We start from the raw sequence: 23,083 nt of genomic DNA, 5'->3' as shown, positions 1-23,083 counted from the left end.
TTTCAAACCGATCCAAGCTGGGGAATTAATGATAGGCATATACTATAGTTGTTAAAGTAATAAACGATTTTAACAATTAATAGATCAGGCATAGAGTTAATACAGGTGATCCCACTACGGGTGATAAAACCTGAATAACGAATAAGGAGATGACTATGTCTGAGAATAGATGCCCCTTTCACCATACGGCAGGCGGCGGTACCACCAATCATGACTGGTGGCCCAATCAACTGCGCCTGGAGATCCTTCGTCAACACTCATCCAGGTCCGATCCGTTGGGTGAAGAGTTCAATTATGCGGAAGCCTTCAAAAGCCTGGATCTGCAGGCCGTGAAACAGGATCTCCGTGAGCTGATGACCGACTCTCAGGATTGGTGGCCGGCAGACTTCGGTCACTACGGTCCACTCTTTATCCGCATGGCCTGGCACAGTGCCGGGACCTATCGCACCAGTGATGGGCGCGGGGGTGGCGGTACCGGTAACCAGCGTTTTGCCCCGGTCAACAGCTGGCCCGACAACGGCAACCTGGATAAGGCGCGGCGTCTGATCTGGCCGGTCAAGCAGAAGTATGGACGCAGTATCTCCTGGGCTGACCTGATGATTCTGGCCGGTAATGTTGCCCTGGAGAGCATGGGATTCAAGACCTTCGGTTTTGCCGGTGGTCGAGCGGATATCTGGGAACCGGAAAAGGATATCTACTGGGGAATGGAGCAGGCGTGGCTGGAGGACAAGCGTTATGCCGGTGACCATGAAGCCCTTGAAAACCCCTTGGCTGCCGTACAGATGGGATTGATCTATGTAAATCCGGAAGGCCCAAACGGTAATCCCGATCCCCTGGCAGCGGCGAAGGATATTCGTGAAACCTTTGCCCGGATGGCGATGAATGATGAAGAGACCGTGGCGCTGATCGCCGGTGGACACACCTTTGGTAAGACCCATGGTGCGGGTGATGCCGCCCTGGTGGGAGCGGAGCCGGAAGCGGCCCCGATCGAAGCCCAGGGGTTCGGTTGGCAGAGCAGTCATGGCTCGGGAAAGGCAGGGGATGCCATCACCAGTGGTCTTGAAGTCACCTGGACCTCGACACCGACCCAGTGGAGTAACAATTTTTTCTGGAATCTGTTCGGCTATGAGTGGGAGCTGAGCAAGAGTCCGGCCAGTGCTCATCAGTGGATACCCAAACATGGTGCGGGGCAGGGCTCGGTGCCGGATGCCCATGATCCTGAGCGTCGTCATGTTCCAAAAATGCTAACCACGGATCTGGCGCTGAGGTTCGACCCCGAGTACGAGAAGATCTCACGTCGCTTTTACGAGCATCCCGATGAGTTTGCCGATGCCTTCGCCCGTGCCTGGTTCAAGTTGACCCACCGGGATATGGGCCCGAGAAGCCGTTATCTCGGAGCGGAGGTTCCGGCAGAGGAGCTGATCTGGCAGGATCCGATACCTGCAGTCGACCATGAGTTGATTGACGATCAGGATATCGCCCGGCTTAAGGACGCGATATTGGAAACGGAGTGTTCCGTTGCCGAGTTGGTGGCAACCGCCTGGGCGTCCGCCTCAACCTTCCGTGGTTCCGACATGCGCGGTGGTGCCAATGGTGCGCGGATCCGACTCGCGCCACAGAAGGATTGGCCGGTCAATCAGCCGGATCAGTTGAGCCGGGTGTTGATGATTCTGGAACAGGTTCGCAATGAGTTTGATAAACCGGTGTCGATGGCCGACGTGATTGTTGTTGCCGGATGTGCCGCTGTAGAAGAGGCGGCCAGGCGTGCAGGTCACGATGTACAGGTGCCTTTTACTCCGGGACGGATGGATGCCTCCCAGGAGCAGACCGATGTGGACTCGATTGCTGTGCTCGAACCGGAGGCGGATGGTTTCCGCAACTACCGGAAAGCCGAATACGCGGTTTCGCCTGAAGAGATGTTGCTGGATAGAGCCCAGCTTTTGACCCTGACACCACCTGAGATGACGGTGCTGGTCGGTGGTATGCGGGCTCTCAACAGCAACTACGAACAGAGTAGTCACGGTCTGTTTACCGATCGCCCGGAAGCCCTGACCAATGACTTCTTTGTCAATCTGCTGGATATGCAGACTGAATGGCAACCGGTCAGCGGGGAGGACAATCTGTTTGAAGGTCGGGACCGTGACAGCGGGGAGGTTAAATGGAGTGCCACCCGGGTCGATCTGGTCTTCGGTTCAAACTCTGAACTGCGGGCATTGGCGGAAGTCTATGCGGCAGACGATTCAACTGAAAAGTTTGTGCAAGATTTCGTTTCCGCCTGGAATAAAGTCATGAACCTGGATCGTTTCGATCTTAAATAAACAGAAAAAACACCCAGGCCTGGTTAAACCGGCCTGGGTGTTACGCTTCAACTGTTCAGCCACCCAATAAGGCCGCGGTCTCTTTTTTTCGTTTGACCGCTGAATGGCGACGGGGCTTGGCGGCTTCCTCAGTCTGAGTGGCCCGATTGTGTTTACGTGGGTTCTTGCCTTTTTGCTGATCCTTGTCGGCATGTCGTTTAGCCGATTGTTGAGACTTTCCGGTTGATCCTTTTTTACCGTCTCTTGAGCGATTGTTGCTGCCAGCTGCTCTTCTATCGTTATTGCGAGGATTGTTGTTTCTCTGTTTCTGAACAGGCTCCGCTTTAATGGTCGGATCCGGTTCATAGCCTTCAACCGTCACTTGTGGAATCCTGCCTTTCAAAAGACGTTCGATATCCTTCAGCAATTTGTGCTCATCGACACAGACCAGGGAGATGGCTTCACCTTCATTACCGGCACGACCGGTACGACCGATACGGTGCACATAATCCTCAGGCACGTTGGGTAGCTCGTAGTTCACCACGTGGGGAAGCTGATCGATATCCAGGCCGCGGGCCGCAATGTCGGTTGCCACCAACACCCGGACCTGACCGTTTTTGAAACCGGCCAGCGCACGGGTTCGCGCACCCTGGCTTTTGTTGCCATGGATTGCCGCCGCTGTAAGGCCGTCTCTTTCCAGCTGCTGCGCCAGACGATTCGCCCCATGCTTGGTGCGGGTGAAGACCAGTACCTGTTGCCAGTTTCCAGAGCCGATCATATGGCTGAGCATCTCCCGTTTACGGCGTTTGTCGACGGGGTGAATCACCTGTTTGATTCGCTCAGCGGTGGTATTTCGCCGGGCGACCTCGATCAGCTCGGGATGATCCAACAGTTGTCCGGCCAGCTTCTTGATCTCATTGGAGAAGGTTGCGGAGAAGAGCAGGTTCTGTCTTGTGCCATTGGCGGGCAACAGTGAAAGCACCTTGCGGATGTCATGGATGAAGCCCATGTCCAGCATCCGGTCCGCTTCATCCAGCACCAGTATATCAACCCGGGAAAGATCAACCGTGCCCTGTGAGGCGTGATCCAGAAGTCTGCCTGGTGTGGCGATCAGGATGTCGACACCCTGGCGCAGTTTGGCGATCTGGGGATTGATCTTGACCCCGCCGAAGATGACCGTGGAGCGCAGTGATGTATGCCGACCGTAGGTATCGACACTCTCACCGACCTGGGCGGCCAGCTCCCGGGTGGGGGTTAATACCAGAGCGCGAACTGGGCGTTTGCCTTTGGTGGTCGGTTTATCCGCAAGCCTTTGCAGCAGCGGAAGCGTGAAGCCGGCCGTTTTTCCCGTACCGGTTTGTGCGCCGGCCATGACATCTTTACCTGACAGGATAATCGGGATTGCCTTACGCTGAATTGGGGTGGGTTCTGTATAACCCTGCTCACCAACGGCGCGCAGGAGATCGGTCGACAGACCGAGACTATCGAATGACATAAAAATTCTACTCCGTAACCACCGAACCATAGATGCTAAGCAAGTGGGTCAAGTGGCCACATTCTATAAATTTAGGTATTCCAGAGAGGAGTTTTCCTTCCCGGCGACAGCAATGCTGGCGGGAGCCGGTCGGCTGGAAAAGTATCTGATATCTTAAGCGGGAGGCTCTGTTCCCGAAGGGGAGAAGCGAACGGCTCTAGGTATTCTGAACGACTAATTGATCGTTGTTAAGCGCTAACCGGTCAAGCGCAAGCCGTGCACATTAACACAAAAGAACTCAGAAATCATTTCGCATGGCTCGGATTAGCCAATTCCTCCTTTTCACAACAATCCTGTTTAAAAATCAGAACAGTATTAAATGATCCTCTTAATCTGTTGGCAGCAGGCTAATATCACAACATGGAACCGATGCTGGACTTGGACCCAGGCTGACTATATTCTTGAGTTCACTGCAACTGTTCTTTGCAACGGATTGGCAAATTAGAAAAGGATTTTCCGTTTGACCCCTCTTCTTCCCCTGAGAATCTGTCACGACACCATTTATTTCATGGCTCGACCTATATTGGGCGTTGCCAGGTTTGCTCTGTTGCAGATAAAAAGTCTCAGATGAATAGGGAGTGATTCTCATAATCTTCGACCGTTACTAAAGGGAGAGTGTAATGATTAGAGTGATTAGAAAGTCTATGTTGTCAGTCGTTTGGTTGTTGCTAACTACCGGACTGCTCCACGCCCAACAGATCAACCCACTCAAGGATTATGTCTACCAGGATGACCCTGCCTACACCTACCGGGTGATCGGCCAACTGCCCGGCGCAGGATACGACGCCTATTTTCTCAATATGGATTCCCAGAACTGGCGCAGCGAGGAGGAGGTGACGCCAACCCTGTGGAATCACTGGGTGACCCTGATCGTGCCCCATCAATTGACCACCACCACGGCGAACCTGACCATCGTCGGTGGCAGCTTCTCCACCACGCCACCTGAACCCGAGGATCTGGTCCTGTTCGTGCCGCTGGCAACAGCCACCGGTAGCATTCAGGTGGTGATCAGTCAGGTGCCCGGTCAGAAGCTGCAGTTTGCCGATCTCGATGCACCGGTCAGGGAGGATGCCCTGGTGGCCTACAGCTGGCGTAAAAGCATGGAGACCGGCGATCCCACCTGGGCGGCCTATCTGCCGATGACCAAGGCGGCGGTACGTGCCATGGATACCGCTCAGGATTTCGTCGCTGCTTCACTGGGGCTGGTGGTGAATGATTTTATCGTCACCGGTTTTTCCAAGCGTGGCGCTACCGCCTGGCTGACCGCTGCTGTGGATCCAAGGGTGGTGGCCGTAGTGCCCGGTGTGTTCAATGTGCTGCATATGGCGGATCAGTTTGAGCACCATTTCAACAGTTACGGCTTCTATTCCGATGCGGTGTCGGACTATGAAGAGAACGGGGTTTTACAACAGATCCGCTCTCCGGAGGGCGAGGTGCTGGAACAACTGATCGATCCGATCAGTTACAAGCAGGCGCTGACCATGCCCCATCTGTTGCTCAACGCCACCGGTGATGAGTTTTTTCTGCCGGATGCCTCCGAGTTCTATGTCGATGAACTCCCGGGAGAGACTCTACAGCGCATCGTGCCGAATACCGATCACTCCATGGAGAACGGATTTGAAGAGACGATGCTGGGCCTGATCGCCTGGTATCAGGTACAGCTCTATGGTGTTGCCAGACCGGAGATCGAATGGGAACTGGAGGATAATGGCGAGCTGGTGGTGAGCAGCGATCAGACCCCGCTGGTTGCCAAGCTCTGGCAGGCCAGCAATCCCGATGCGAGGGATTTTCGTCTGGAAATTCTCGGTGATCAGGCCTGGAATGACAGCATTATCGGTCCCGATGCTGACGGTAAATACCGGGTCACGGTACCACCACCTGCAAACGGTTGGAGTGCCTATCTGGTCGAGCTGACCTATCCGGGAATGACCGGCATTCCCCAGACCTATACCACCTCAGTCTTTGTAACGCCGGATGAACTGCCGTTCGAAGTGGAGGACCCCCTGGGTGACCCAAAGAAACCTGCCTATTGGCAGCGTCAGGTCAACCGGGCATTGGCGGGAAGACCGCTCGATTACGATCTGGATGCCCTGCAGGGGATGTTGCCGATCCGGGTACTGGGGGAGTATATCCGGGATCCGCAAACCCTCGCTGAAAACCTCAATCGGTGGGGCGCAAAACGCAGCTGCACTGCAGCCAGGCTTAATGTAGAGGCGGAGCAGCAGGGTTGGTATACAACGCTCTATGCTGTTGGTGATCGGAATATCAAGTTCTGGCAGACCTACCAGCTGGCTGAGCGTCTCTATGCTGAAGACCGTCAACTATTGGCGGCGGGCATCTGCCAGGCTTTGACCCGTCAGTAGTGTTGTCATCGAGGCCGGCATTTATCCGATACTACTGTTCCATTAACTTCGAAGGTTATACCGTTTGCGGATGAATTGTCTTTAGCTTTTCTTGCAGATTGGGAGTTGAAACATGAAAAGCATCGTGCAGCAGGGAATAAAAGCTGGAAAGAGTCGAATTTCATCTGTGTGCCAAATAGGCGGGAAGAATAGCTCCCCTCTCCCCTTGCGGGAGAGGGGCCGGGGGAGAGGGGGAGAATAAACGGTATCATTTAACCAAGAATCATCCTGATGAAAATAAAAGGTTAAAGCGGCTTTAGCTTTCACATGAAACGCTTCGCGTACACCCTCTCCCCAACCCCTCTCCCGTAAAGGGAGAGGGGCTTTAAGATTTGTACGCGTTAGACTGAAAGTTAGTGGGACAGCAATGATCCGATGCGATAAAAACAGGTCGTAGTGGGCTCGTCTGCACGCTTGGTTTTTTAAAAAGTAGTTGTAGATTATTGCAACACGATTATTCCAATCGTGTCAGACAAGCTCTCTGCCGCTGAAAACAGATATTGTTCAGACGTTGAGTTTTTACCTGTTTCGGGTTCACAGTTTCGACTTTATCAGCTGTCGTTTAATTAACGGTAACTGGACCTGGGTATAAAGGTTGTTTATTCTTTTACCCTGAGCTGTAACGCTTGAATGGAATGTTGTATTAGGCAGGGGCCGCTCGATCGATCCGCCACCTTCCCTTGAGCCCACGGATTCAGATTGAATCCTTTGTACAACCGATGCATCTCGGTTGGACGCTATGCGTGTGGTTTAAGGAATACCTTCCACTGTTTTATCCGCCCTGATCGAGGCAGGGTCGTGGCTATTTGTATCTGCTGTTAGTTGTTGGAGTAGTAAATGAATGGACTCTTTCGTCGGGCTGTTGCGGTCACCGGCCTGGTTCTGTTGTTTGCCGGTCTGCTGCATGCCGAGCAGTCGGCCCCGCTTAAAGCTTATGTCTATCAGGATGATCCGGCTTACGCCTATCGGTTGATCGAAGAGCGTCCGGGGCAGGATTATGATATCTATTTTCTGAAGATGGTCTCGCAGAGTTGGCGTACCGAGCAGGAGGTAACGCCAACACTTTGGGATCATTGGCTGACTGTCATCGTACCTCATCAATTGAGCGGCACCACAGCGAATCTGACTATTTTTGGCGGTGGGGCGACCGATTCGCCACCTTCTGTTGAATCCTTCGATCAGCTTATGCCTCTGGCGACCGCTACCGGGAGTATTCAGGTGATCATCAGTCAGGTACTTGGCCATCCGTTGAAGTTCAAGGAGCTGGATCAGCCACTCGAGGAGGATGCGCTGGTTGCCTACAGCTGGCGTAAAAGTATGCAGACCGGTGATCCCACCTGGTCGGCCTTTCTGCCGATGACCAAGGCCAGCGTTCGCGCCATGGATACAACACAGGCGTTTGTTGCCGAATCCCTGGGTCTGGTGGTGGATGAGTTCATCGTCAACGGGTTTTCCAAATATGGTGCCATCGCTTGGTTGACGGCAGCGATCGATCCCCGGGTGGTTGCTGTGGCGCCTGGGGTGTTCAATGTACTGCGTCTGGCCGATCAGTTTGAGCGTCACTACAACAGCTACGGTTTCTACTCCGACACCCTGTCGGCTTATGAACAGAACGGCATCATGAAAAATATCCGCTCACCGGAAGGCAGACTGCTGCAGCAGCTGGTCGATCCGATCAGCTACAAACAGGCGCTGACCATGCCCCATCTGCTGCTCAGTGCCACCGGTGACGAATTCTTTCTACCGGATGCCTCGGAAGCCTATATCCATGACATACCCGGAGAGACGCTGCAGCGTATCATGCCGAACACCAACCACTCGGTTGAGAACAAACTGCAGGAGATGATCCAGGGGCTGGTCGCCTGGAATCAGACGCATATCAACGGGGTTGCAAGACCGGTTATCGAGTGGCAGCTGGGTAAAACCGGCGAGTTGATCGTCAGCAGCGATCAGATACCGCTGGTGGCCAAACTCTGGCAGGCGAATAATCCCGATGGCAGGGACTTCCGCCAGGAGACCCTGGGTGATCAGGCGTGGCGTGAAAGCATCATCGAAGCTATGGATGATGGTGATTATCATGTCAGCGTCGCCAAGCCGGAAACAGGATGGACAGCCTATCTGGTGGAATTGACCTATTCGGGCATAGCAGGCATTCCCCAGGTCTATACCACCTCGGTGTTTGTCACGCCGGACGAACATCCCTTCGAAGTGGAGGATCCCCTGGACAGTCCGAAAGCCATTTACTACTGGCAGGAACAAGTCAACCAGGCCATGGTCGGCTCTCCGCTGGAATACGATCTACCCGCACTGCAGGCGATGTTGCCATTTCGGGTGTTCGGCGAGTACATTCGAGATATACAGACCCTGAGTGGCTACCTCAACACACCTGGACCTGAGCGTAACTGTATCGCCGCCAGGTTGAGTGTCGAAGCGGATCAGCAGGGTTGGTATACCACCCTCTATGCCTATGAGGATCAAAACTTCAAATTCTGGCAGATCTATGAATTGGCAGAGCACCTTTACGCGACAGATCAGCCGCGCCTCGCCGGAGGGGTTTGTCAGCTATTGACTCGATAATAAAAACTTAGCATTAACATCTGGAACTGTGCTGCTTGTGGTGTTTGTTAAAAACCTCTAAACAAGATCCTCAAGGTTGTTTTGGATATGCGCTCTTGTAATCTTCTCAAGGGCGTCCAGTGGGGCAGGCGTGGCTTGAGGATTACGGTAGACCGCCAGTTCCACCGGTTGCAGTTCTGGCAGACTCGCGACAGGATTTCTGTTTCTGTTTCTGTTTCTGTTTCTGTTTCTGTTTCTGTTTGACAGGCGGGCTGTAACCCCCAGACCGGCCTCCACTGCAGCCAGAAGGCCAGGAAGACTTGGGCTGGTGTAGACGATTCTCCAACTCATTGATGCCTTCTCCAATGCGTTGATCACTCGATCACGAAACACGCAAGGCGGTTCGAATAGAACCAGCTTCAAGGGTTGATCATTCGGTTCATTGAACGGTTCCGGGACAATCCAGGAGAGTTGGAGTTTTCCCAGAGAATCACCGCTATCGCCACGTTCCTGAAAGGCGACGGCGAGATCGAGTTTACCCTTGGCGATTTCCTGTTTCAGTTCACAGCTCGGATTGACCCGAACATCGAGCCGTACCCCCGGGTGGCTATCGGCGAACCGGGCCAGCACTGCAGCCAGACCTCGGTCGGCAAAATCCTGGGTCACTCCGAATCGGATCTGTCCCTGCAGAGGGATCGGTTTCAGTGCGGCGGCAGCCTCATCGTTCAATGAAAGAATCCGCCGGGCATAGTTGAGTAATAACTCACCGGATTCGGTGAGCAGCTGTCGCCGACCGGCTTTGCGAAACAGTTTCGAGCCACTCTGCGCTTCCAGGCGTTTCATCTGCAGGCTGATTGCCGACTGGGTTTTGTGCAGATGCCGTCCGGCTTTTGCAAAGCCGCCCAGGTCTGCAATGGCGACAAAGGTTCGCAACAGGTCGATATCGAGGTTTTTAAACATAATAAATAGATTAGCATTTTAAATGAATAATATAAAAAAGATTCAATTTATTTATTAATATAGGCGGGCTATCTTGACCGGCAAATGGACCCAAGGAGAAACAACATGCCGGTTATCAAGATTCAACACAGCGGTGAGCCACTATCCAACGACACTTGCAGCATGCTTCAGCGGCAGGTGACCGGGCTGATCAATCGGGTGCTGGGAAAAGCGGTACCGGTTACTGCGGTTCTGATCAGTTCACTGCCGAATCAACACTGGTCGGTGGGAGGCGATGCCATCACTTACCACCGATCGGCATTGATGGAGATCTACATCACTTCCGACACAAACAGTGAAGATGAAAAACGGTTGATGATCAGTGAGGCCTATTCACTGTTGGAGGCCAGTCTTGGTCCTCTGGTCGAGGCAAGCTATGTGGTGATTCAAGAACTGGCGCCAACCGACTGGGGGTATGGGGGGGTAACACAGGACGAACGCCGTCACATAACGGCCCAAACATGAATGGCCATCCATATCGGTTACCTCGGCGCCTCGAAGATGGGTCGATTGATCTGGCGTTCTACAAAGATCGGGCACTCGAGCTACGCTCGAATGTTTTCTTCTGTCTGTTTGGCAGGCTGGTGAATCTATTGAGAGGGTTGGTTAGCAGTTGAACAACCGGTGGATGGCATCCAATCCCTCCTGCACCACCTCATCCAGCTCTTCCGGGTCATCGTCATGCTCATAGGCCAGCATCGAATAGACCGATAGGGATTTCAGAGCCAAAGCGATTTTTTCAACGTCGGGTAGATTGAGCTCAACCCCGTCTCTCAGTCGGCAATCCTCACTCATGGTCAAAACCCTCTTACTGACATGGATTTATAGACTGGGATGGTCAGCCAGGATCGGCAGGCTGTCAAAAAAGAAGTGTGATTCTTTGATCTGAATCAATATCCCCTGGCCACTTTGGGCAAGGTATTTTCAATCTGGATAGGCTTCAGCCCGGCTCACAAGGTCTGTTCGGTGACATCCACATACAGCTTGATTCGCTGGCCAGGCTGTAGATATTTACCCTTGATGGTGTTCCAGCGCTTCAGATCCGCAACCGACACTTTGAACCTCTGGGCGATTCTGGAGAGAGAGTCTCCCCGTCTGACCTTGTAGTGCAATCGGCTCTGGGTGCCTGTGGGTTGCAGATCCAATAGGGAGGCGCTGGTCTGGTTGCGGGCGGTCCAGATGACTAAGGTCTGGCCCGTTTTAAGCGGGTCGCCGGGGGCCATACCGTTCCAGGCGGCAAGCTTTTTGTAACTCACATTATGCGCTCTGGCAATGGTCCAGAGGCTGTCCCCGGATTGAACCCGGTAGTGTTGCTTGGTGCCTTTTCTGGAGCGGTTTTGAATCGCCGCTTTGCGCTGGTCCTGGGCGTAGACATAGTGATCGATCTTTTTGCTCGATACCGGAATCAGCAGGTGTTTGCCGGCGCGAATCTTGTTGCCTCGCAGTTTGTTGACCTGCCTGATGAGCTTTGCGGTGGTGCCATGTCGACTGGCAATCACGCTCAGTGAGTCACCGGACTTGATTTTGTAGCGTTTCCAGGTGAGCCGCTTCTCCTGGGGCAGGGCGGCGAGCTTCTGTTTGAACGGTTCAACCCGGTCGAGGGGCAGGGTCAGCTTATGGGGGCCGTCCGGATCGGTGGCCCAGCGGTTGAAGCCCGCATTCAGCAGATAGAGCTCCTGGATGGGTAGCTCCGCCATCTCGGCGGCCAGCGCCAGATCGAGCTGGGATTTGATATCCACGGTGGCAAAATAGGCCTCGTCGGCGATTGGGTCCAGTGGCATGCCGTAGGCTTCCGCGTCCTTGAAGATCTTTGCCAGTGCGAGCAGGCGGGGTACATAGGCGCTGGTCTCATCCGGCAGCTTCAGCGACCAGTAGTCGGTCGGCTTAGCCTTTTTGCGGTTGCGTTTGATGGCGCTGCGTACGGTGCCGGCACCCGAGTTATAGGCGGCCAGGGCCAGCTCCCAGTCACCGTCGAACTGCTTGTTGAGGCGCTGCAGATAGTCGAGTGCAGCGCGGGTCGAGCTGACGACATCCCGGCGCCCGTCGTACCACCAGTTCTGTTTCAGGCCGAAATAGCGTCCGGTGGAGGGGATGAACTGCCAGATGCCGGCGGCACGGCCAGGGGAGTAGGCAAACGGCTGAAAAGCGCTCTCAACGGCCGGTAACAGGGCGATCTCCGCGGGAATGTCCCGCCTGTCGATCTCTTCAAGAATGAAAAACAGAAACGGGGCGGCCCGCTCTTGGATACGCTGCAGATATTTCGGGTGTTTCTGATACCAGCTCAGCTCTTTGCCGATACGGCTGTTGCTGGGGATGGTGAGGGCAAAATTCTGCCGCATTCTGTCCCAGGCGTGGGCCGGTGTCGGGTCGGGCAGAGAGGCAACCACTTCGGAGAGTTGTTCGGCCACCTCCGGCATCGACTCAGGTTTTACCTGTTCACTGCCGGCCAGGGGTTGGGTCTGTACGGTTTCGGTGGAGAGGCTGTCCAGAGGGACCTCGGTCAAGGCCGACTCCTCGGTGCCGTTCGGCAGAGACTGACAAGCCGCCAACAGACAGGTGAGTATTAGGTTCATTGCGAGCAGGTAGGGCTTGCTGAGAAGTGTTGCCGATCTGTTAAGTGACTTTGACATACCGAATACTGAAAGAAAATGTAACCAAAGCCGTGTATGATTTCCATGTAGTGTGAACTCCTGACAAACGGCCGCCTGTTGCAATCTGTGATCGTTACGGCCTCGTTACGCGTGGCATCACATATCACTGGGCGGGGCTGCTCGGTTGCACAGCAAATCCTTGATTTGCTTAGTGATGGTACGCCGGCCCAATGTTTCTATCCAGGCGCAGGCAATAACCTTCTAGTGCATGACAACCGCCGGGACATCGGTTAGCAATATGAGACGCTACACCTGAATCCTGCACAAACCAGGGCCGCTCCTTCGCCTCTTTGAGGTGCCATACTGATAGACAATCGAGTCGGATGCCACAACAGTAGGTTTAAGAGCGGCGCTCAAAAAGAAACACAGATTACCTGACAGTAGTGTCGGTAGCAAAGCCGATAGCTTGACAGATGAGAGAATATAGGCGGCTAAAACTGCGATCTTGCCAACAGAATCACATTCAGGAGTGGTTCGATACCCATCTTGGAGCGAATCTTATCGCCCAGGAACGGATCCCGCTTGAGCGCCATCTCTCTGCCATGTTCGGCTACCATCTGGTGCAGATCGGTCATCAGGGGGTGGGTGAGGAGCTGTTGCAGTTCAGTCCAGCCCGTAACCGGCTAGTGATGGGGATCGGCAACTCCGGTCAACCGAGTGAATTACAGGCTGATCCAAGCCATCTGCCGTTTGCCACCGACAGTGTGGATGGGGTGCTGTTGCCCCATACCCTCGATTTTTCCCTTGATCCGCACCAGGTGTTGCGCGAAGTTGAGCGGATTCTGATACCCGAGGGAAAGCTGCTACTGAGTGGTTTCAACCCCTGGAGTCTTTGGGGTGGGGTGAGGTTGCTGCGCATGCGCTCATCCAATCCACCCTGGTGTGGCCACTTTTTCAGCAGTCGGCGGGTACTGGATTGGCTGGCACTGCTGGGCTTCGATCTGCTGGAGATCCAGTATCTGAACTACCGGCCTCCGATCCAGCACCAGGGTGTGATGCAGAAGTTGCAGTTTATGGAACAGATCGGTGACAAGGTCTATCCGAATTTTGGTGGTGTGTATATCATACTGGCGGTGAAGCGCGTGGTGACGATTACACCGATCCGGCCGAAATGGTCGGTGAAGAAGCGGGTCATTCCCACCGCAGCGGAACCCACAATCAGAAACGGTGCCTGAATTACCCCTACCATGGATTGCAACAGAATTCGATGACACAGCATGTAGAACTCTTTACGGACGGCGCCTGCAAGGGAAACCCCGGGCCTGGCGGCTGGGGCGTGGTCTTGCGCTATGGCGATCATGAGAAGCACCTCTATGGGGGGGAGGCCACCACCACCAATAACCGTATGGAGCTGCTGGCGGTCATCAAGGGGTTGCAGCAGCTGAAACGGTCCAGTCGTGTCGCTGTGACCACCGACTCCCAGTATGTCAAAAACGGCATTACCCAATGGATTCACAACTGGAAAAAGAATGGCTGGAAGACGGCTGCCAGGAAGGCGGTGAAAAATGCCGATCTGTGGCAGATCCTCGACAGCGAGGTTAACAAGCACCAGGTGGATTGGTACTGGGTGAAAGGGCATGCAGGGCATCCCGGCAATGAGTTGGCGGACCAGCTGGCCAACAAGGGCATCCAGGAGCTGTAGGATGATGCGTCAGATCGTACTCGATACGGAAACCACAGGTCTGGAGCCTGAACAGGGCCACAGGATCATTGAGATCGGCTGTGTCGAGCTGGTTGACAGACGGCTGACCGGTAACAATTTTCATCAGTTTCTCCAACCGGATCGGGAGATCGATGCCGGGGCCATCGAGGTGCATGGCATCACCAACGAGTTTCTTGCCGATAAACCTAAATTTTGCGATGTGGCCCAGGATTTTGTGGAGTATGTACGCGGCGCCGAGCTGATCATCCACAACGCCCCGTTTGACGTGGGATTCCTCGATAATGAGCTGAAACTGATGCATGATTCCCAGCGTATTGACAGCCTTTGCGCGGTTACCGATACCCTGGTGATGGCAAAGAAGATGCATCCGGGGCAGAGGAACAGCCTCGATGCCCTGTGTAAACGCTACGATATCGACAACTCTCATCGTGAGCTCCATGGAGCGCTACTCGATGCGGAGATACTGGCGGATGTCTATCTGATGATGACCGGCGGTCAGGCAGCGCTGGTGTTGGATGATGAGCTGGGTCGGCAGGGTGGTGAGGAGCGCGCGGCCGACAATATCCGTCGTTTGGCCACCGATCGTCCACCTCTGAAGGTGATCCAGGCGGTTGAGTCCGAGTTGGAAGCTCATCAGCGGCAGCTTGAAGCGATGGGTGAAGCCTGTATCTGGCACAAACAGCCGTAGCAGTCGTATCGGCTAACAGACCCTTCGTCAGACCCTCGATTGACTCGATTTGGCGCTGTCGCAGCCCTGCACGATGTCGTAGAGTCTGGGGATGTCGAGCAACTGAACGTGCTTGCGCTCCACTCTCAGCAGATTTTCATCCTGAAAACGGGTAAACAGCCGGCTGACTGTTTCAACGGCCAGGCCAAGATAGTTACCGATTTCATGACGGGACATACTCAGAAAGAAGTCGCTGGCTGAAAATCCCCGTTGCTTGAATCGCTCCGAGAAACTGAGCAGAAAGGTGGCCAGGCGCTCTTCGGCACTCTTTTTACCCAGCAGGGTCAGCATTTCCGTATCCTGGCCGATCTCCCGGCTCAGCAGGCGGTACATCTGGTGCTGCAGGCTGGGCATGATGGCGCTCAGGGACTCCAGCTGGGAGAAGGGGATCTCGCACACCGCTGTGGTCTCAAGGGCGATCGCCGAGCAGGTGTGGCAATCATCCTGAATGGCATCCAGGCCGATCAGCTCACCCGGAAGGTGGAAGCCCAGTACCTGTTCTCCACCATCTTCGTTGGGGCTGTAGGTTTTTACCGAGCCGCTGGTAATGACCCGCAGGCTGTGGAACTTGTCACCACCACGGTAGAGGTGGTCCCCCCGATGGTAGGGCCGCCCCCGTTTAATGATGCAGTCAAGGCGCTCCACGTCATCCGGTGTCAATCCCATCGGTAGACAGAGAGTGGCCAGACTGCAGTTCTTGCAGGCTACCTTGATATTTTCAAATGAGACAACTTTTCTGCTAGTCAAGTGATCGCTCCGGCATGCGGGGTGCTTTGATATCAACGCTTGGTAAAGACGGTTTACGCTTAAGGGGTATCATTTCCTTTCCGAGATGACCTCAATTTCCTCAATGGCGTTACAGCTCCCAGAGGTTGGTGTTTAAACCACTGGAGCCACTTATACCGCTATTCCCGACAAACAGCCTGTCGGAGCGGATAGCTTGTCTCCCCATCCTACAACCACATCCGTGTCTCTCAATTTTTTGTGAACCAGCACCCGGCCTATTTTTCCAGAAATTCTTGATGTTGATCAAGTCGTTTTAGTTTTTTTATTACTTTGGATCATTGCAGGACTTGTATCCAGGGTGGCTGGGAGCAAAAAAAAGCCGGCCAGAAGGCCGGCTTTTCTGCACATGGGTAGGCTTATTGAGCCGGTGCAGCTGGTGCAGGTGCTGCAGCTGGAGGCGCAGGATAGCCGTATGGAGCACCGTAAGGAGCGCCATAAGGAGCACCATAGCCGTATGGAGCGCCGTAACCATAAGGTCCATAGCCACCATAGTCACGGTAGTAGTTGTTACCCCGGCCATAGCCAGAACCGCGGGCATTACCACTCATGCCGAAGCTGAAATCACCGGAGCCATCACCCCAACCATCGCCCCAACCGTCATTGTTCCAGCCGCGGTTACCATAGCCAGGACCGCCCCACCAGGCAGAAGCGCTGGTAGACGCAGCTACAAGAGCAGCGATGCTCAGAACTTTAGCAAATTTAGTCATGCTTTCTTCCTCTCAAATGATTGTTTTGATACTACCATCGGTGATGTATAAAAGTGGCTTCGTAAGCCTCCATCATACGATGCTTGAGGACTTCACAACGAGGTCGGCCAAAAAAATGGCCTGGACGATCGGGTAAAGTACTGCTTGCCTCAGTAGTTGTTATTTGCGAAACACGCCAATCGATTATAGACCTTGAGCGGTGATATTCAAACGAATTCTTCCCCCCTTGGGGGTTATCACGGCTCTGTGGCCAACCAGCCCTTCGAGATTGAGTGAAGAGGGCCAATCTGGTACTGTTTACCCCCGTCCTATATCCCATTCCCTGCACTCTAACCCTGGTAAGCAGAATTTCATGACCAGTTTTATTTTCATTACGGGCGGTGTGGTTTCCTCGCTTGGTAAAGGTATCGCCTCAGCCTCACTGGCCGCACTCCTCGAGGCTCGCGGCCTGGATGTCACCATGATCAAGCTGGATCCCTATATCAATGTGGATCCCGGCACCATGAGCCCTTTTCAGCATGGTGAAGTGTTCGTAACGGAGGACGGATCGGAAACCGATCTGGATCTCGGTCACTACGAAAGATTCATCGACAGCACCATGGGGTGCAATAACAACTTCACCACCGGCCAGATCTACGAACAGGTGATCCGCAAGGAGCGCAAGGGCGAGTATCTGGGTGGTACGGTACAGGTAATTCCACACATAACGAATCAGATTAAGGAGAGCGTTCTGCTCGGCGCCGGGGATAAGGATATCTGTCTGGTGGAGATCGGTGGCACCGTCGGTGATATCGAATCTCTGCCTTTTCTAGAGGCGATTCGTCAGATGGGTGTGGAGATGGGCCATCAGCGGGCCATGTTCATGCATTTGACCCTGGTTCCCTATATCAAGGCGTCAGGTGAGATCAAAACCAAGCCGACCCAGCACTCAGTGAAAGAGTTGCGCTCGATCGGTATTCAGCCGGATATCCTGGTCTGCCGTTCGGAGCAGCCCCTGCCGGAGCCGGAACGCAGAAAGATCGCTCTGTTCACCAATGTGCCTGAAGAGGCGGTCATCTCTGCGGTGGATGCCGACTCCATCTATCGAATTCCGGTGCTGCTGCATGCTCAGGGTATGGATGAGCTGGTAAACCAGCGATTCGGTCTGAATCTTCCCCCTGCCAATCTTTCGGAGTGGGAAGCCTTTCTCGAAGGGCTGGATAATCTCGAAGGCGAGGTGAAGGTGGCCATGGTGGGTAAATATGTTCACCTTACCGAAGCCTATAAATCCCTTTCCGAGGCCCTGGTGCATGCGGGTGTGCATACCGGCAACCGGGTGGTGATTCACTATGTGGATTCAGAGCAGATCGAGAAGAGCGGCACCGAGAGCCTGGAGGGTATGGATGCCATTCTGGTGCCTGGCGGCTTCGGAAACCGGGGTGTAGAGGGCAAGATCGAGGCTGTACGCTATGCCCGTGAAAACCGTATCCCCTATCTGGGTATCTGCCTTGGGATGCAGGTGGCGGTGATTGAGTTTGCCCGTCATGTGGCGGGATTGGAGGGTGCCCATAGTACCGAATTCGATCGCTCGACACCCAATCCGGTGATTGGCCTGATCGTGGAGTGGCTGAACGCCGACGGGCAACTGGAAAAGCGCAGCGAAAACTCCGACCTGGGCGGCACCATGCGGCTCGGCGGTCAGGAGTGCAACCTGCAGTCCGGTAGCCTTACCCATCAACTCTACAATAAGGATGTGATTGTGGAGCGTCATCGTCATCGCTATGAGTTCAATAACAGCTACCTGGATGACATTGTCACAGCCGGTATGAAAGTATCCGGTCGCTCGGTGGATGGTCGATTGGTTGAGATCGTTGAAATTCCTGACCATCCCTGGTTTGTCGCCTGCCAGTTCCACCCGGAGTTCACCTCCACACCGCGCCATGGGCATCCTCTCTTTTCCGGTTTCATTGAGGCCGCCCGCAAGCACAGGGATGGTGGGCAGTGAAGCTGTGTGATTTTGAGATCGGGCTGAATCGCCCCCTGTTTCTGATTGCCGGTCCCTGTGTGATCGAGAGTGAACAACTTGCCATGGACAGTGCCGGTGCGTTGAAGGAGCTCTGTGAGGCGTTGCAGATACCCTTTATTTACAAATCCTCCTTCGACAAGGCGAACCGTTCCTCGGCTGAGAGTTACCGTGGTCCCGGTATGGAGCAGGGTATGCAGATTCTACAGAAGGTAAGGCAGGAGCTGGCTGTGCCGGTGCTTACCGATGTACACGAGGATACCCCCCTGGAAGAGTTGTCCGAGTGTGTGGATGTGTTGCAGACCCCGGCGTTTCTCTGCCGTCAGACCAACTTCATTCAGCGGGTGGCCCGACAGGGGTTACCGGTGAATATCAAAAAGGGTCAGTTTCTCGCCCCCTGGGATATGGTGCATGTGGTTGAAAAGGCGAAAGCGGTCGGCAATCAACAGCTGATGGTCTGTGAGCGGGGCGTCTCGTTCGGCTACAACAACCTGGTCTCGGATATGCGCTCACTGGCGGCGATGCGAGAGACCGGCTGCCCGGTAGTGTTTGATGCCACGCATTCGGTGCAGCTGCCAGGCGGGCAGGGCAAAAGCTCCGGCGGGCAACGTGAATATGTGCCGGTGCTTGCCAGAGCGGCCGTGGCGGCCGGTGTCTCAGGGCTGTTCATGGAGACCCATCCCGATCCTGACAAAGCACTGAGCGATGGCCCCAACGCCTGGCCGTTACCGAAAATGGCTCAACTGCTTGAAACCCTGGTGGCTGTTGACCGGCAGGTCAAGCAGAGCGGCCTGATCGAACTTGAACTATAAGCCTGCCCAGTCATCTTCATGTAAAATGCAGCGATGATAATAGCGCTTATACAAACAAACGACAGAATTAGATGGAGACGAAATGTCTGAAATTGTTGATGTACGTGGGCGAGAAATTCTCGACTCACGGGGTAACCCAACCATAGAGGCCGATGTTTTTACCGCGGATGGTGCGATTGGACGGGCGATGGTCCCCTCCGGTGCCTCCACCGGGTCGCGGGAAGCACTGGAGCTCAGGGATGGCGACAAACAGCGCTATCTGGGTAAGGGGGTGCTGCAGGCTGTGGCTCACATAAACGGCCCGATCAAAGAGGCATTGATGGGCATGGAAGTCACCGAACAGGCTGCACTCGATCAGTGCATGCTGGATCTGGATGGCACCGAGAACAAAGCCAAACTGGGTGCCAACGCGCTGCTGGGGGTCTCCCTGGCCGCCGCTCACGGGGCAGCTCAGGAGCGTGCACTACCACTCTACCGCTCGCTCTCATCCGGTCCCTACCGGCTGCCTGTGCCAATGATGAACATCATCAACGGTGGCGCCCATGCGGACAACAGTGTCGATCTGCAGGAGTTCATGATCCTGCCGGTGGGGGCTGGTTCGATTCGTGAAGCGGTGCGTTATGGCGCTGAGGTCTTTCACGCCCTGCAGAGCGTACTCAAAGGCCGGGGCATGGCCACCGCCGTCGGTGACGAAGGGGGCTTCGCACCCAATCTACCATCCAACGAATCCGCCATTGAGGTGATTCTGGAGGCGATTGAAAAGGCCGGCTTCAAGTCAGGCAGCGACATCTACCTGGGGCTTGATGTGGCCAGTTCCGAATTCTATGAGGATGGGGTCTACAATCTGGCCTCCGAAGGGCGCAAGTTCAGTGCCGAAGAGTTCGCCGATTACCTTGCTGCCTGGGTCGATCAATATCCGATCATTACCATCGAAGACGGTATGGATGAGGGTGATTGGGCCGGTTGGAAACGGCTGACCGAAAAACTGGGTCAGCGGGTACAGCTGGTCGGTGATGATCTGTTTGTCACCAATACCAAAATTCTGAAACGGGGTATCGATGAGAGTATTGCCAACTCGATTCTCATCAAAGTGAATCAGATCGGTACTTTGAGCGAGACCATGGCCGCCATCGAAATGGCTCGGGATGCGGGCTACAGTGCGGTGATTTCCCATCGTTCGGGTGAAACCGAGGATACCACCATCGCCGATCTGGTGGTGGCGACCGGTACCGGGCAGATCAAGACCGGATCTCTCTCCCGCTCTGACCGGGTTGCCAAATACAACCAGTTGATGCGCATTGAGGATCAGCTGGGTGATGAGGCTGTCTACGCAGGCAAAGAGGCCTTCCCGGTAACCATCGCATGATCTGACTCACATCCTATCCTCCCTGGTTGGGCAAGGCGTCACTGGGTATGCTATAGGTTGTGCTCAGGGCGCCTGGAGCGATCCCGGACCGGGGAGGCCTAGTCCTCCGCCACGCTGAATCGATGAATATTCAGGGCTGCTCTGAATCCATACACTTTCACGTTCTTGATTGATCGATGCGCATCATTATTGCCATTTTGGTTGCCTTGCTGATGTTTCTGCAATATCGCCTCTGGGTGGGTGAGGGGAGTCTTGCCGAGGTTAACAATCTGAAGGATGAAATTGGTGCGTTGCAGCAGGAGTTGATCGGATTGCGCAAACGAAATCATGCCCTGCAGGCCGAGGTGGAAGATTTGCGCAGTGGCCAGGCCGCCATCGAGGAGCGTGCCCGCAGTGAGCTCGGCATGATCAAAGAGGGTGAGACTTTCTATCAGGTAGTCACCCCAGCGGGGACTGAGACAAATGAGCAATAGATGCTGGGCAGTAGTACCGGCCGCCGGTGTCGGTCGACGGATGGGTGGGGCGGTGCCAAAACAGTATCTGGATCTGTGTGGTCGCAAGATCATCGATCACACCCTGGAGAGGCTGTTGAATCACCCGCGCATCTCCGGGGTCTGTGTGGCCTTGTCGGCCGAGGATGGCTATTGGGAAAGCTGTGAACACCACAATCACCCGAATGTGATTCGGGCCGCCGGTGGGGCAGAGCGCTACCACTCAGTGCGCAATGCACTGGCAAGTCTCGCCGAATTGGCCGACGAGGCTGATTGGGTGCTGGTGCATGACGCCGCCCGCCCCTGTCTCTCTAGCGACGATCTGGACCGTTTGATCGAGACATTGCAGAGCCATCCGGTCGGAGGGCTGCTCGGTATCCCGGTCGCTGACACCCTGAAACGGGTCGATGATACCAATCAAATCGACGCCACAGTCTCACGGGAGCGTCTCTGGCGCGCCTTTACCCCTCAGATGTTTCGGCTTGGTCTGTTGAACCGCAGCCTGCAACAGGCGATTGAAAATGGTGCGGCCGTTACTGATGAGGCGAGTGCTGTGGAGCTGTCAGGCCATCGGCCCTTGATGGTGGAGGGTGACGGTACAAACATCAAAATCACCCATCAACACGATCTGCTGCTGGCCGAGCACTATCTCAAACTGGTCAAAGGTAAGGAGTGATCCGCTTACAGTGCTAGCAGATCACGCAGCTCACGGATCTGATCCCGGGCATTTTCAATGATGCCGATCGAATGTCTGGGGGTTAGTTTGCCCAGCGCCAGTTTATGAAACGCGGGCACCAGGTCGAGACGGGGTAGTCTGGCCATCGCCGGAGTACCGATAAAGGCATGCAGTTGGGCTATTACCACCAGATCCACATAGTCCGGCTCGTGACTGATATCCTCCATCCAGTCCTCTGCGTGCAGTGCGGACTGGACAAAGTAGTCCGGAAACTCCCATTTCCGCAATACCATCGCGCCGACTTCACCTTTCAGATTTTTCAGCACCCGATCAAGCAGTTCGGGGTTTTCGGCAAGTTCCGGCTTGCTGCGTGCAGCACCGATGATAGCCAGAGCACCGATATCGTGGAGTAGTCCACAGAGCAGCGCCTGGTCTGGGGCGAGTCCCGGGGTGACATTGGCCAGCTCATGACAGATCGGTGCCACATAGCTGACATGTTTCCAGAGGCTCAGCATCCGTTGCCGAAGTATCTTAGAACGGCTTTGAAACAGTTTCCCCAAGGCAAAACTGATCACCAGGTTATGGGTTACCGATCGTCCCAGCCGGGTTACCGCGTCGGGTAGGTTGTCGATGGGCTGCTTACCCCGGTAGGCCGCACTGTTGACCACGCTGATCACCCGGGCAGCCACTGTGGGATCCGCCTGTACCACATGAGCGATATCTTCGCTGTCGGAGTTGCTGTCATTGATCACCTTGGCAATGCGCATGGTGATATCCGGCATACTGGGAAGTTCCAGGGTGTTATTCTGCACGGCTTCATGGAACTCCCAGTAGAGCTCATCTTCCGGCCCTTCACTGTCCTGCAACTCGATGGTGTTGTTCGAGCGTTGATTGACCATCGGCGGCAGCCGTTTGATCGCATCGTAAAGCTCTCGTGGAATACTCAACAGGTCAACTGCAGTCAGACTGCCTATAGAGACTTCACTGGGGTTTTTTTCCGCTAGTGCAACCAGGCTGCAGGGTTGATCCGCTTTACAGATGATCTGCTTGCCATCATTGAAACTGACCCGGACTTCCCCGGCCATCAGGTAGAAGATCTGTTCGTTCGCCTCTCCGGCTACAGCGATGCGGGTATCCGCATTGCAATGTTCAATATGGGTTTCAGATAGAACATAGTTTTGCACCCGTTTCGGCAGGTGTCTGAGGATCTCAATCTTCTTGACCCTGTTTTGAGTCACTGCGGTTACACGTTGAATCATCTACTGGTTGCTCGATCTATTTAAACTTAATCCCTAGCGATTGGCATTACCCGCAGAACCGAAATATACCCGATAGGGTGGGAATCCTGCCTGCTCCTGGCCGATATCTTTAATCACCAAGTTAAATGTTGCTACAAAGCGTACAATGCTGTTTA

The 23,083-nt window shown here is 54.5% G+C and carries 19 protein-coding genes; 12 read left to right on the top strand and 7 right to left on the bottom strand.

Features of this window, described 5'->3' with window-relative positions; all coding sequences use genetic code 11:
* The first annotated feature begins 155 nt into the window (after window positions 1-155).
* The gene (katG, locus tag AC4IE8_RS08765) at window positions 156-2,318 is read left to right on the top strand and encodes a catalase/peroxidase HPI (RefSeq protein WP_068988062.1); all 2,163 of its coding nucleotides are present in this window, start codon (window positions 156-158) and stop codon (window positions 2,316-2,318) included.
* Window positions 2,319-2,373: 55 nt separating this feature from the next.
* On the opposite strand, the gene rhlE is transcribed toward katG, so the two are convergent.
* Window positions 2,374-3,792 carry an ATP-dependent RNA helicase RhlE gene (gene rhlE / locus AC4IE8_RS08760; protein ID WP_083225918.1) on the bottom strand — a complete coding sequence of 473 codons (1,419 nt, stop codon included), beginning with the start codon at window positions 3,790-3,792 and terminating at the stop codon, window positions 2,374-2,376.
* 659 nt (window positions 3,793-4,451) lie between these two features.
* Here rhlE and AC4IE8_RS08755 point away from each other — a divergent pair.
* Both AC4IE8_RS08755 and AC4IE8_RS08750 read left to right on the top strand, forming a co-directional pair.
* On the top strand, window positions 4,452-6,194 hold the full coding sequence (locus AC4IE8_RS08755; RefSeq protein ID WP_083225919.1) for a PhoPQ-activated protein PqaA family protein: 1,743 nt from the start codon (window positions 4,452-4,454) through the stop codon (window positions 6,192-6,194).
* An 876-nt stretch (window positions 6,195-7,070) separates the two neighbouring features.
* Window positions 7,071-8,810, top strand: a complete 1,740-nt coding sequence (locus AC4IE8_RS08750) for a PhoPQ-activated protein PqaA family protein (RefSeq protein ID WP_490790815.1) — start codon at window positions 7,071-7,073, stop codon at window positions 8,808-8,810.
* A 57-nt stretch (window positions 8,811-8,867) separates the two neighbouring features.
* Here AC4IE8_RS08750 and AC4IE8_RS08745 read toward each other — a convergent pair whose 3' ends face one another.
* Window positions 8,868-9,749, bottom strand: a complete 882-nt coding sequence (locus AC4IE8_RS08745; protein ID WP_490790814.1) for a LysR substrate-binding domain-containing protein — start codon at window positions 9,747-9,749, stop codon at window positions 8,868-8,870.
* 105 nt (window positions 9,750-9,854) lie between these two features.
* Between AC4IE8_RS08745 and AC4IE8_RS08740 the strand changes: the two genes are divergently transcribed.
* Window positions 9,855-10,253 (top strand): tautomerase family protein, encoded by a 399-nt coding sequence (locus AC4IE8_RS08740; protein ID WP_068988066.1) that lies wholly within the window; start codon window positions 9,855-9,857, stop codon window positions 10,251-10,253.
* A 141-nt stretch (window positions 10,254-10,394) separates the two neighbouring features.
* Here the strand turns inward: AC4IE8_RS08740 and AC4IE8_RS08735 are convergent, their stop codons facing one another.
* Window positions 10,395-10,583: a ribonuclease H gene (locus AC4IE8_RS08735; protein WP_068988067.1), complete on the bottom strand. Its 189-nt coding sequence runs from the start codon at window positions 10,581-10,583 to the stop codon at window positions 10,395-10,397.
* 155 nt (window positions 10,584-10,738) lie between these two features.
* The gene (locus tag AC4IE8_RS08730; RefSeq protein WP_068988068.1) at window positions 10,739-12,418 is read right to left on the bottom strand and encodes a lytic transglycosylase; all 1,680 of its coding nucleotides are present in this window, start codon (window positions 12,416-12,418) and stop codon (window positions 10,739-10,741) included.
* Window positions 12,419-12,852: 434 nt separating this feature from the next.
* On the opposite strand from AC4IE8_RS08730, the gene AC4IE8_RS08725 reads away from it, so the two are divergent.
* Genes AC4IE8_RS08725 through dnaQ form a run of 3 tightly spaced genes read left to right on the top strand, consistent with a single transcriptional unit; the run spans window position 12,853 to window position 14,790 of the window.
* Entirely contained in the window at window positions 12,853-13,614 is a 762-nt protein-coding gene (locus AC4IE8_RS08725; protein ID WP_068988069.1) for a class I SAM-dependent methyltransferase, read from the top strand.
* A 32-nt stretch (window positions 13,615-13,646) separates the two neighbouring features.
* Complete coding sequence (gene rnhA, locus AC4IE8_RS08720; RefSeq protein WP_068988070.1) at window positions 13,647-14,081, top strand: ribonuclease HI; 435 nt, start codon at window positions 13,647-13,649, stop codon at window positions 14,079-14,081.
* A gap of 4 nt (window positions 14,082-14,085) precedes the next feature.
* Complete coding sequence (gene dnaQ, locus AC4IE8_RS08715; RefSeq protein WP_068988611.1) at window positions 14,086-14,790, top strand: DNA polymerase III subunit epsilon; 705 nt, start codon at window positions 14,086-14,088, stop codon at window positions 14,788-14,790.
* A 27-nt stretch (window positions 14,791-14,817) separates the two neighbouring features.
* On the opposite strand, the gene fnr is transcribed toward dnaQ, so the two are convergent.
* Window positions 14,818-15,576: a fumarate/nitrate reduction transcriptional regulator Fnr gene (gene fnr, locus AC4IE8_RS08710; RefSeq protein WP_068988071.1), complete on the bottom strand. Its 759-nt coding sequence runs from the start codon at window positions 15,574-15,576 to the stop codon at window positions 14,818-14,820.
* 395 nt (window positions 15,577-15,971) lie between these two features.
* Window positions 15,972-16,322 (bottom strand): sulfur globule family protein, encoded by a 351-nt coding sequence (locus AC4IE8_RS08705; protein WP_068988072.1) that lies wholly within the window; start codon window positions 16,320-16,322, stop codon window positions 15,972-15,974.
* A 352-nt stretch (window positions 16,323-16,674) separates the two neighbouring features.
* Here AC4IE8_RS08705 and pyrG point away from each other — a divergent pair, with 352 nt between their 5' ends.
* The 5 genes from pyrG (at window position 16,675) to ispD (ending at window position 21,669) form a co-directional block, all read left to right on the top strand.
* Window positions 16,675-18,306, top strand: coding sequence for a CTP synthase (gene pyrG, locus AC4IE8_RS08700; RefSeq protein WP_490790813.1), 1,632 nt, complete (start codon window positions 16,675-16,677; stop codon window positions 18,304-18,306).
* Window positions 18,303-19,136 carry a 3-deoxy-8-phosphooctulonate synthase gene (gene kdsA, locus AC4IE8_RS08695; RefSeq protein ID WP_068988073.1) on the top strand — a complete coding sequence of 278 codons (834 nt, stop codon included), beginning with the start codon at window positions 18,303-18,305 and terminating at the stop codon, window positions 19,134-19,136. The genes pyrG and kdsA overlap by 4 nt, the downstream gene beginning before the upstream one ends.
* A gap of 82 nt (window positions 19,137-19,218) precedes the next feature.
* The gene (gene eno / locus AC4IE8_RS08690; protein ID WP_068988074.1) at window positions 19,219-20,502 is read left to right on the top strand and encodes a phosphopyruvate hydratase; all 1,284 of its coding nucleotides are present in this window, start codon (window positions 19,219-19,221) and stop codon (window positions 20,500-20,502) included.
* A gap of 176 nt (window positions 20,503-20,678) precedes the next feature.
* On the top strand, window positions 20,679-20,975 hold the full coding sequence (gene ftsB, locus AC4IE8_RS08685; RefSeq protein WP_068988075.1) for a cell division protein FtsB: 297 nt from the start codon (window positions 20,679-20,681) through the stop codon (window positions 20,973-20,975).
* Window positions 20,965-21,669 (top strand): 2-C-methyl-D-erythritol 4-phosphate cytidylyltransferase, encoded by a 705-nt coding sequence (gene ispD / locus AC4IE8_RS08680; RefSeq protein WP_068988076.1) that lies wholly within the window; start codon window positions 20,965-20,967, stop codon window positions 21,667-21,669. Before ftsB ends, ispD begins: the two co-directional genes overlap by 11 nt.
* Window positions 21,670-21,674: 5 nt before the next feature.
* On the opposite strand, the gene AC4IE8_RS08675 is transcribed toward ispD, so the two are convergent.
* Window positions 21,675-22,928: an HDOD domain-containing protein gene (locus AC4IE8_RS08675; RefSeq protein WP_083225920.1), complete on the bottom strand. Its 1,254-nt coding sequence runs from the start codon at window positions 22,926-22,928 to the stop codon at window positions 21,675-21,677.
* Window positions 22,929-23,083 lie beyond the last annotated feature (155 nt).

The organism is Candidatus Thiodiazotropha sp. AKAK2 (assembly GCF_058244685.1).
The sequence above is the reverse complement of the archived record's forward strand: the minus strand, read 5'-3'. Positions and strand labels throughout refer to the sequence as shown.

Excerpts from the sequence above, each read along its gene's own strand:
- ftsB (WP_068988075.1), top strand. The coding sequence starts at position 20,679 with ATGCGCATCATTATTGCCATTTTGGTTGCCTTGCTGATGTTTCTGCAA.
- AC4IE8_RS08705 (WP_068988072.1), bottom strand. The coding sequence starts at position 16,322 with ATGACTAAATTTGCTAAAGTTCTGAGCATCGCTGCTCTTGTAGCTGCG.
- katG (WP_068988062.1), top strand. The coding sequence starts at position 156 with ATGTCTGAGAATAGATGCCCCTTTCACCATACGGCAGGCGGCGGTACC.
- pyrG (WP_490790813.1), top strand. The coding sequence starts at position 16,675 with ATGACCAGTTTTATTTTCATTACGGGCGGTGTGGTTTCCTCGCTTGGT.
- rnhA (WP_068988070.1), top strand. The coding sequence starts at position 13,647 with ATGACACAGCATGTAGAACTCTTTACGGACGGCGCCTGCAAGGGAAAC.
- AC4IE8_RS08735 (WP_068988067.1), bottom strand. The coding sequence starts at position 10,583 with ATGAGTGAGGATTGCCGACTGAGAGACGGGGTTGAGCTCAATCTACCC.
- AC4IE8_RS08750 (WP_490790815.1), top strand. The coding sequence starts at position 7,071 with ATGAATGGACTCTTTCGTCGGGCTGTTGCGGTCACCGGCCTGGTTCTG.
- AC4IE8_RS08725 (WP_068988069.1), top strand. The coding sequence starts at position 12,853 with ATGAGAGAATATAGGCGGCTAAAACTGCGATCTTGCCAACAGAATCAC.
- rhlE (WP_083225918.1), bottom strand. The coding sequence starts at position 3,792 with ATGTCATTCGATAGTCTCGGTCTGTCGACCGATCTCCTGCGCGCCGTT.
- ispD (WP_068988076.1), top strand. The coding sequence starts at position 20,965 with ATGAGCAATAGATGCTGGGCAGTAGTACCGGCCGCCGGTGTCGGTCGA.
- AC4IE8_RS08755 (WP_083225919.1), top strand. The coding sequence starts at position 4,452 with ATGATTAGAGTGATTAGAAAGTCTATGTTGTCAGTCGTTTGGTTGTTG.
- AC4IE8_RS08745 (WP_490790814.1), bottom strand. The coding sequence starts at position 9,749 with ATGTTTAAAAACCTCGATATCGACCTGTTGCGAACCTTTGTCGCCATT.
- AC4IE8_RS08675 (WP_083225920.1), bottom strand. The coding sequence starts at position 22,928 with ATGATTCAACGTGTAACCGCAGTGACTCAAAACAGGGTCAAGAAGATT.
- eno (WP_068988074.1), top strand. The coding sequence starts at position 19,219 with ATGTCTGAAATTGTTGATGTACGTGGGCGAGAAATTCTCGACTCACGG.
- AC4IE8_RS08740 (WP_068988066.1), top strand. The coding sequence starts at position 9,855 with ATGCCGGTTATCAAGATTCAACACAGCGGTGAGCCACTATCCAACGAC.
- AC4IE8_RS08730 (WP_068988068.1), bottom strand. The coding sequence starts at position 12,418 with ATGTCAAAGTCACTTAACAGATCGGCAACACTTCTCAGCAAGCCCTAC.
- dnaQ (WP_068988611.1), top strand. The coding sequence starts at position 14,086 with ATGCGTCAGATCGTACTCGATACGGAAACCACAGGTCTGGAGCCTGAA.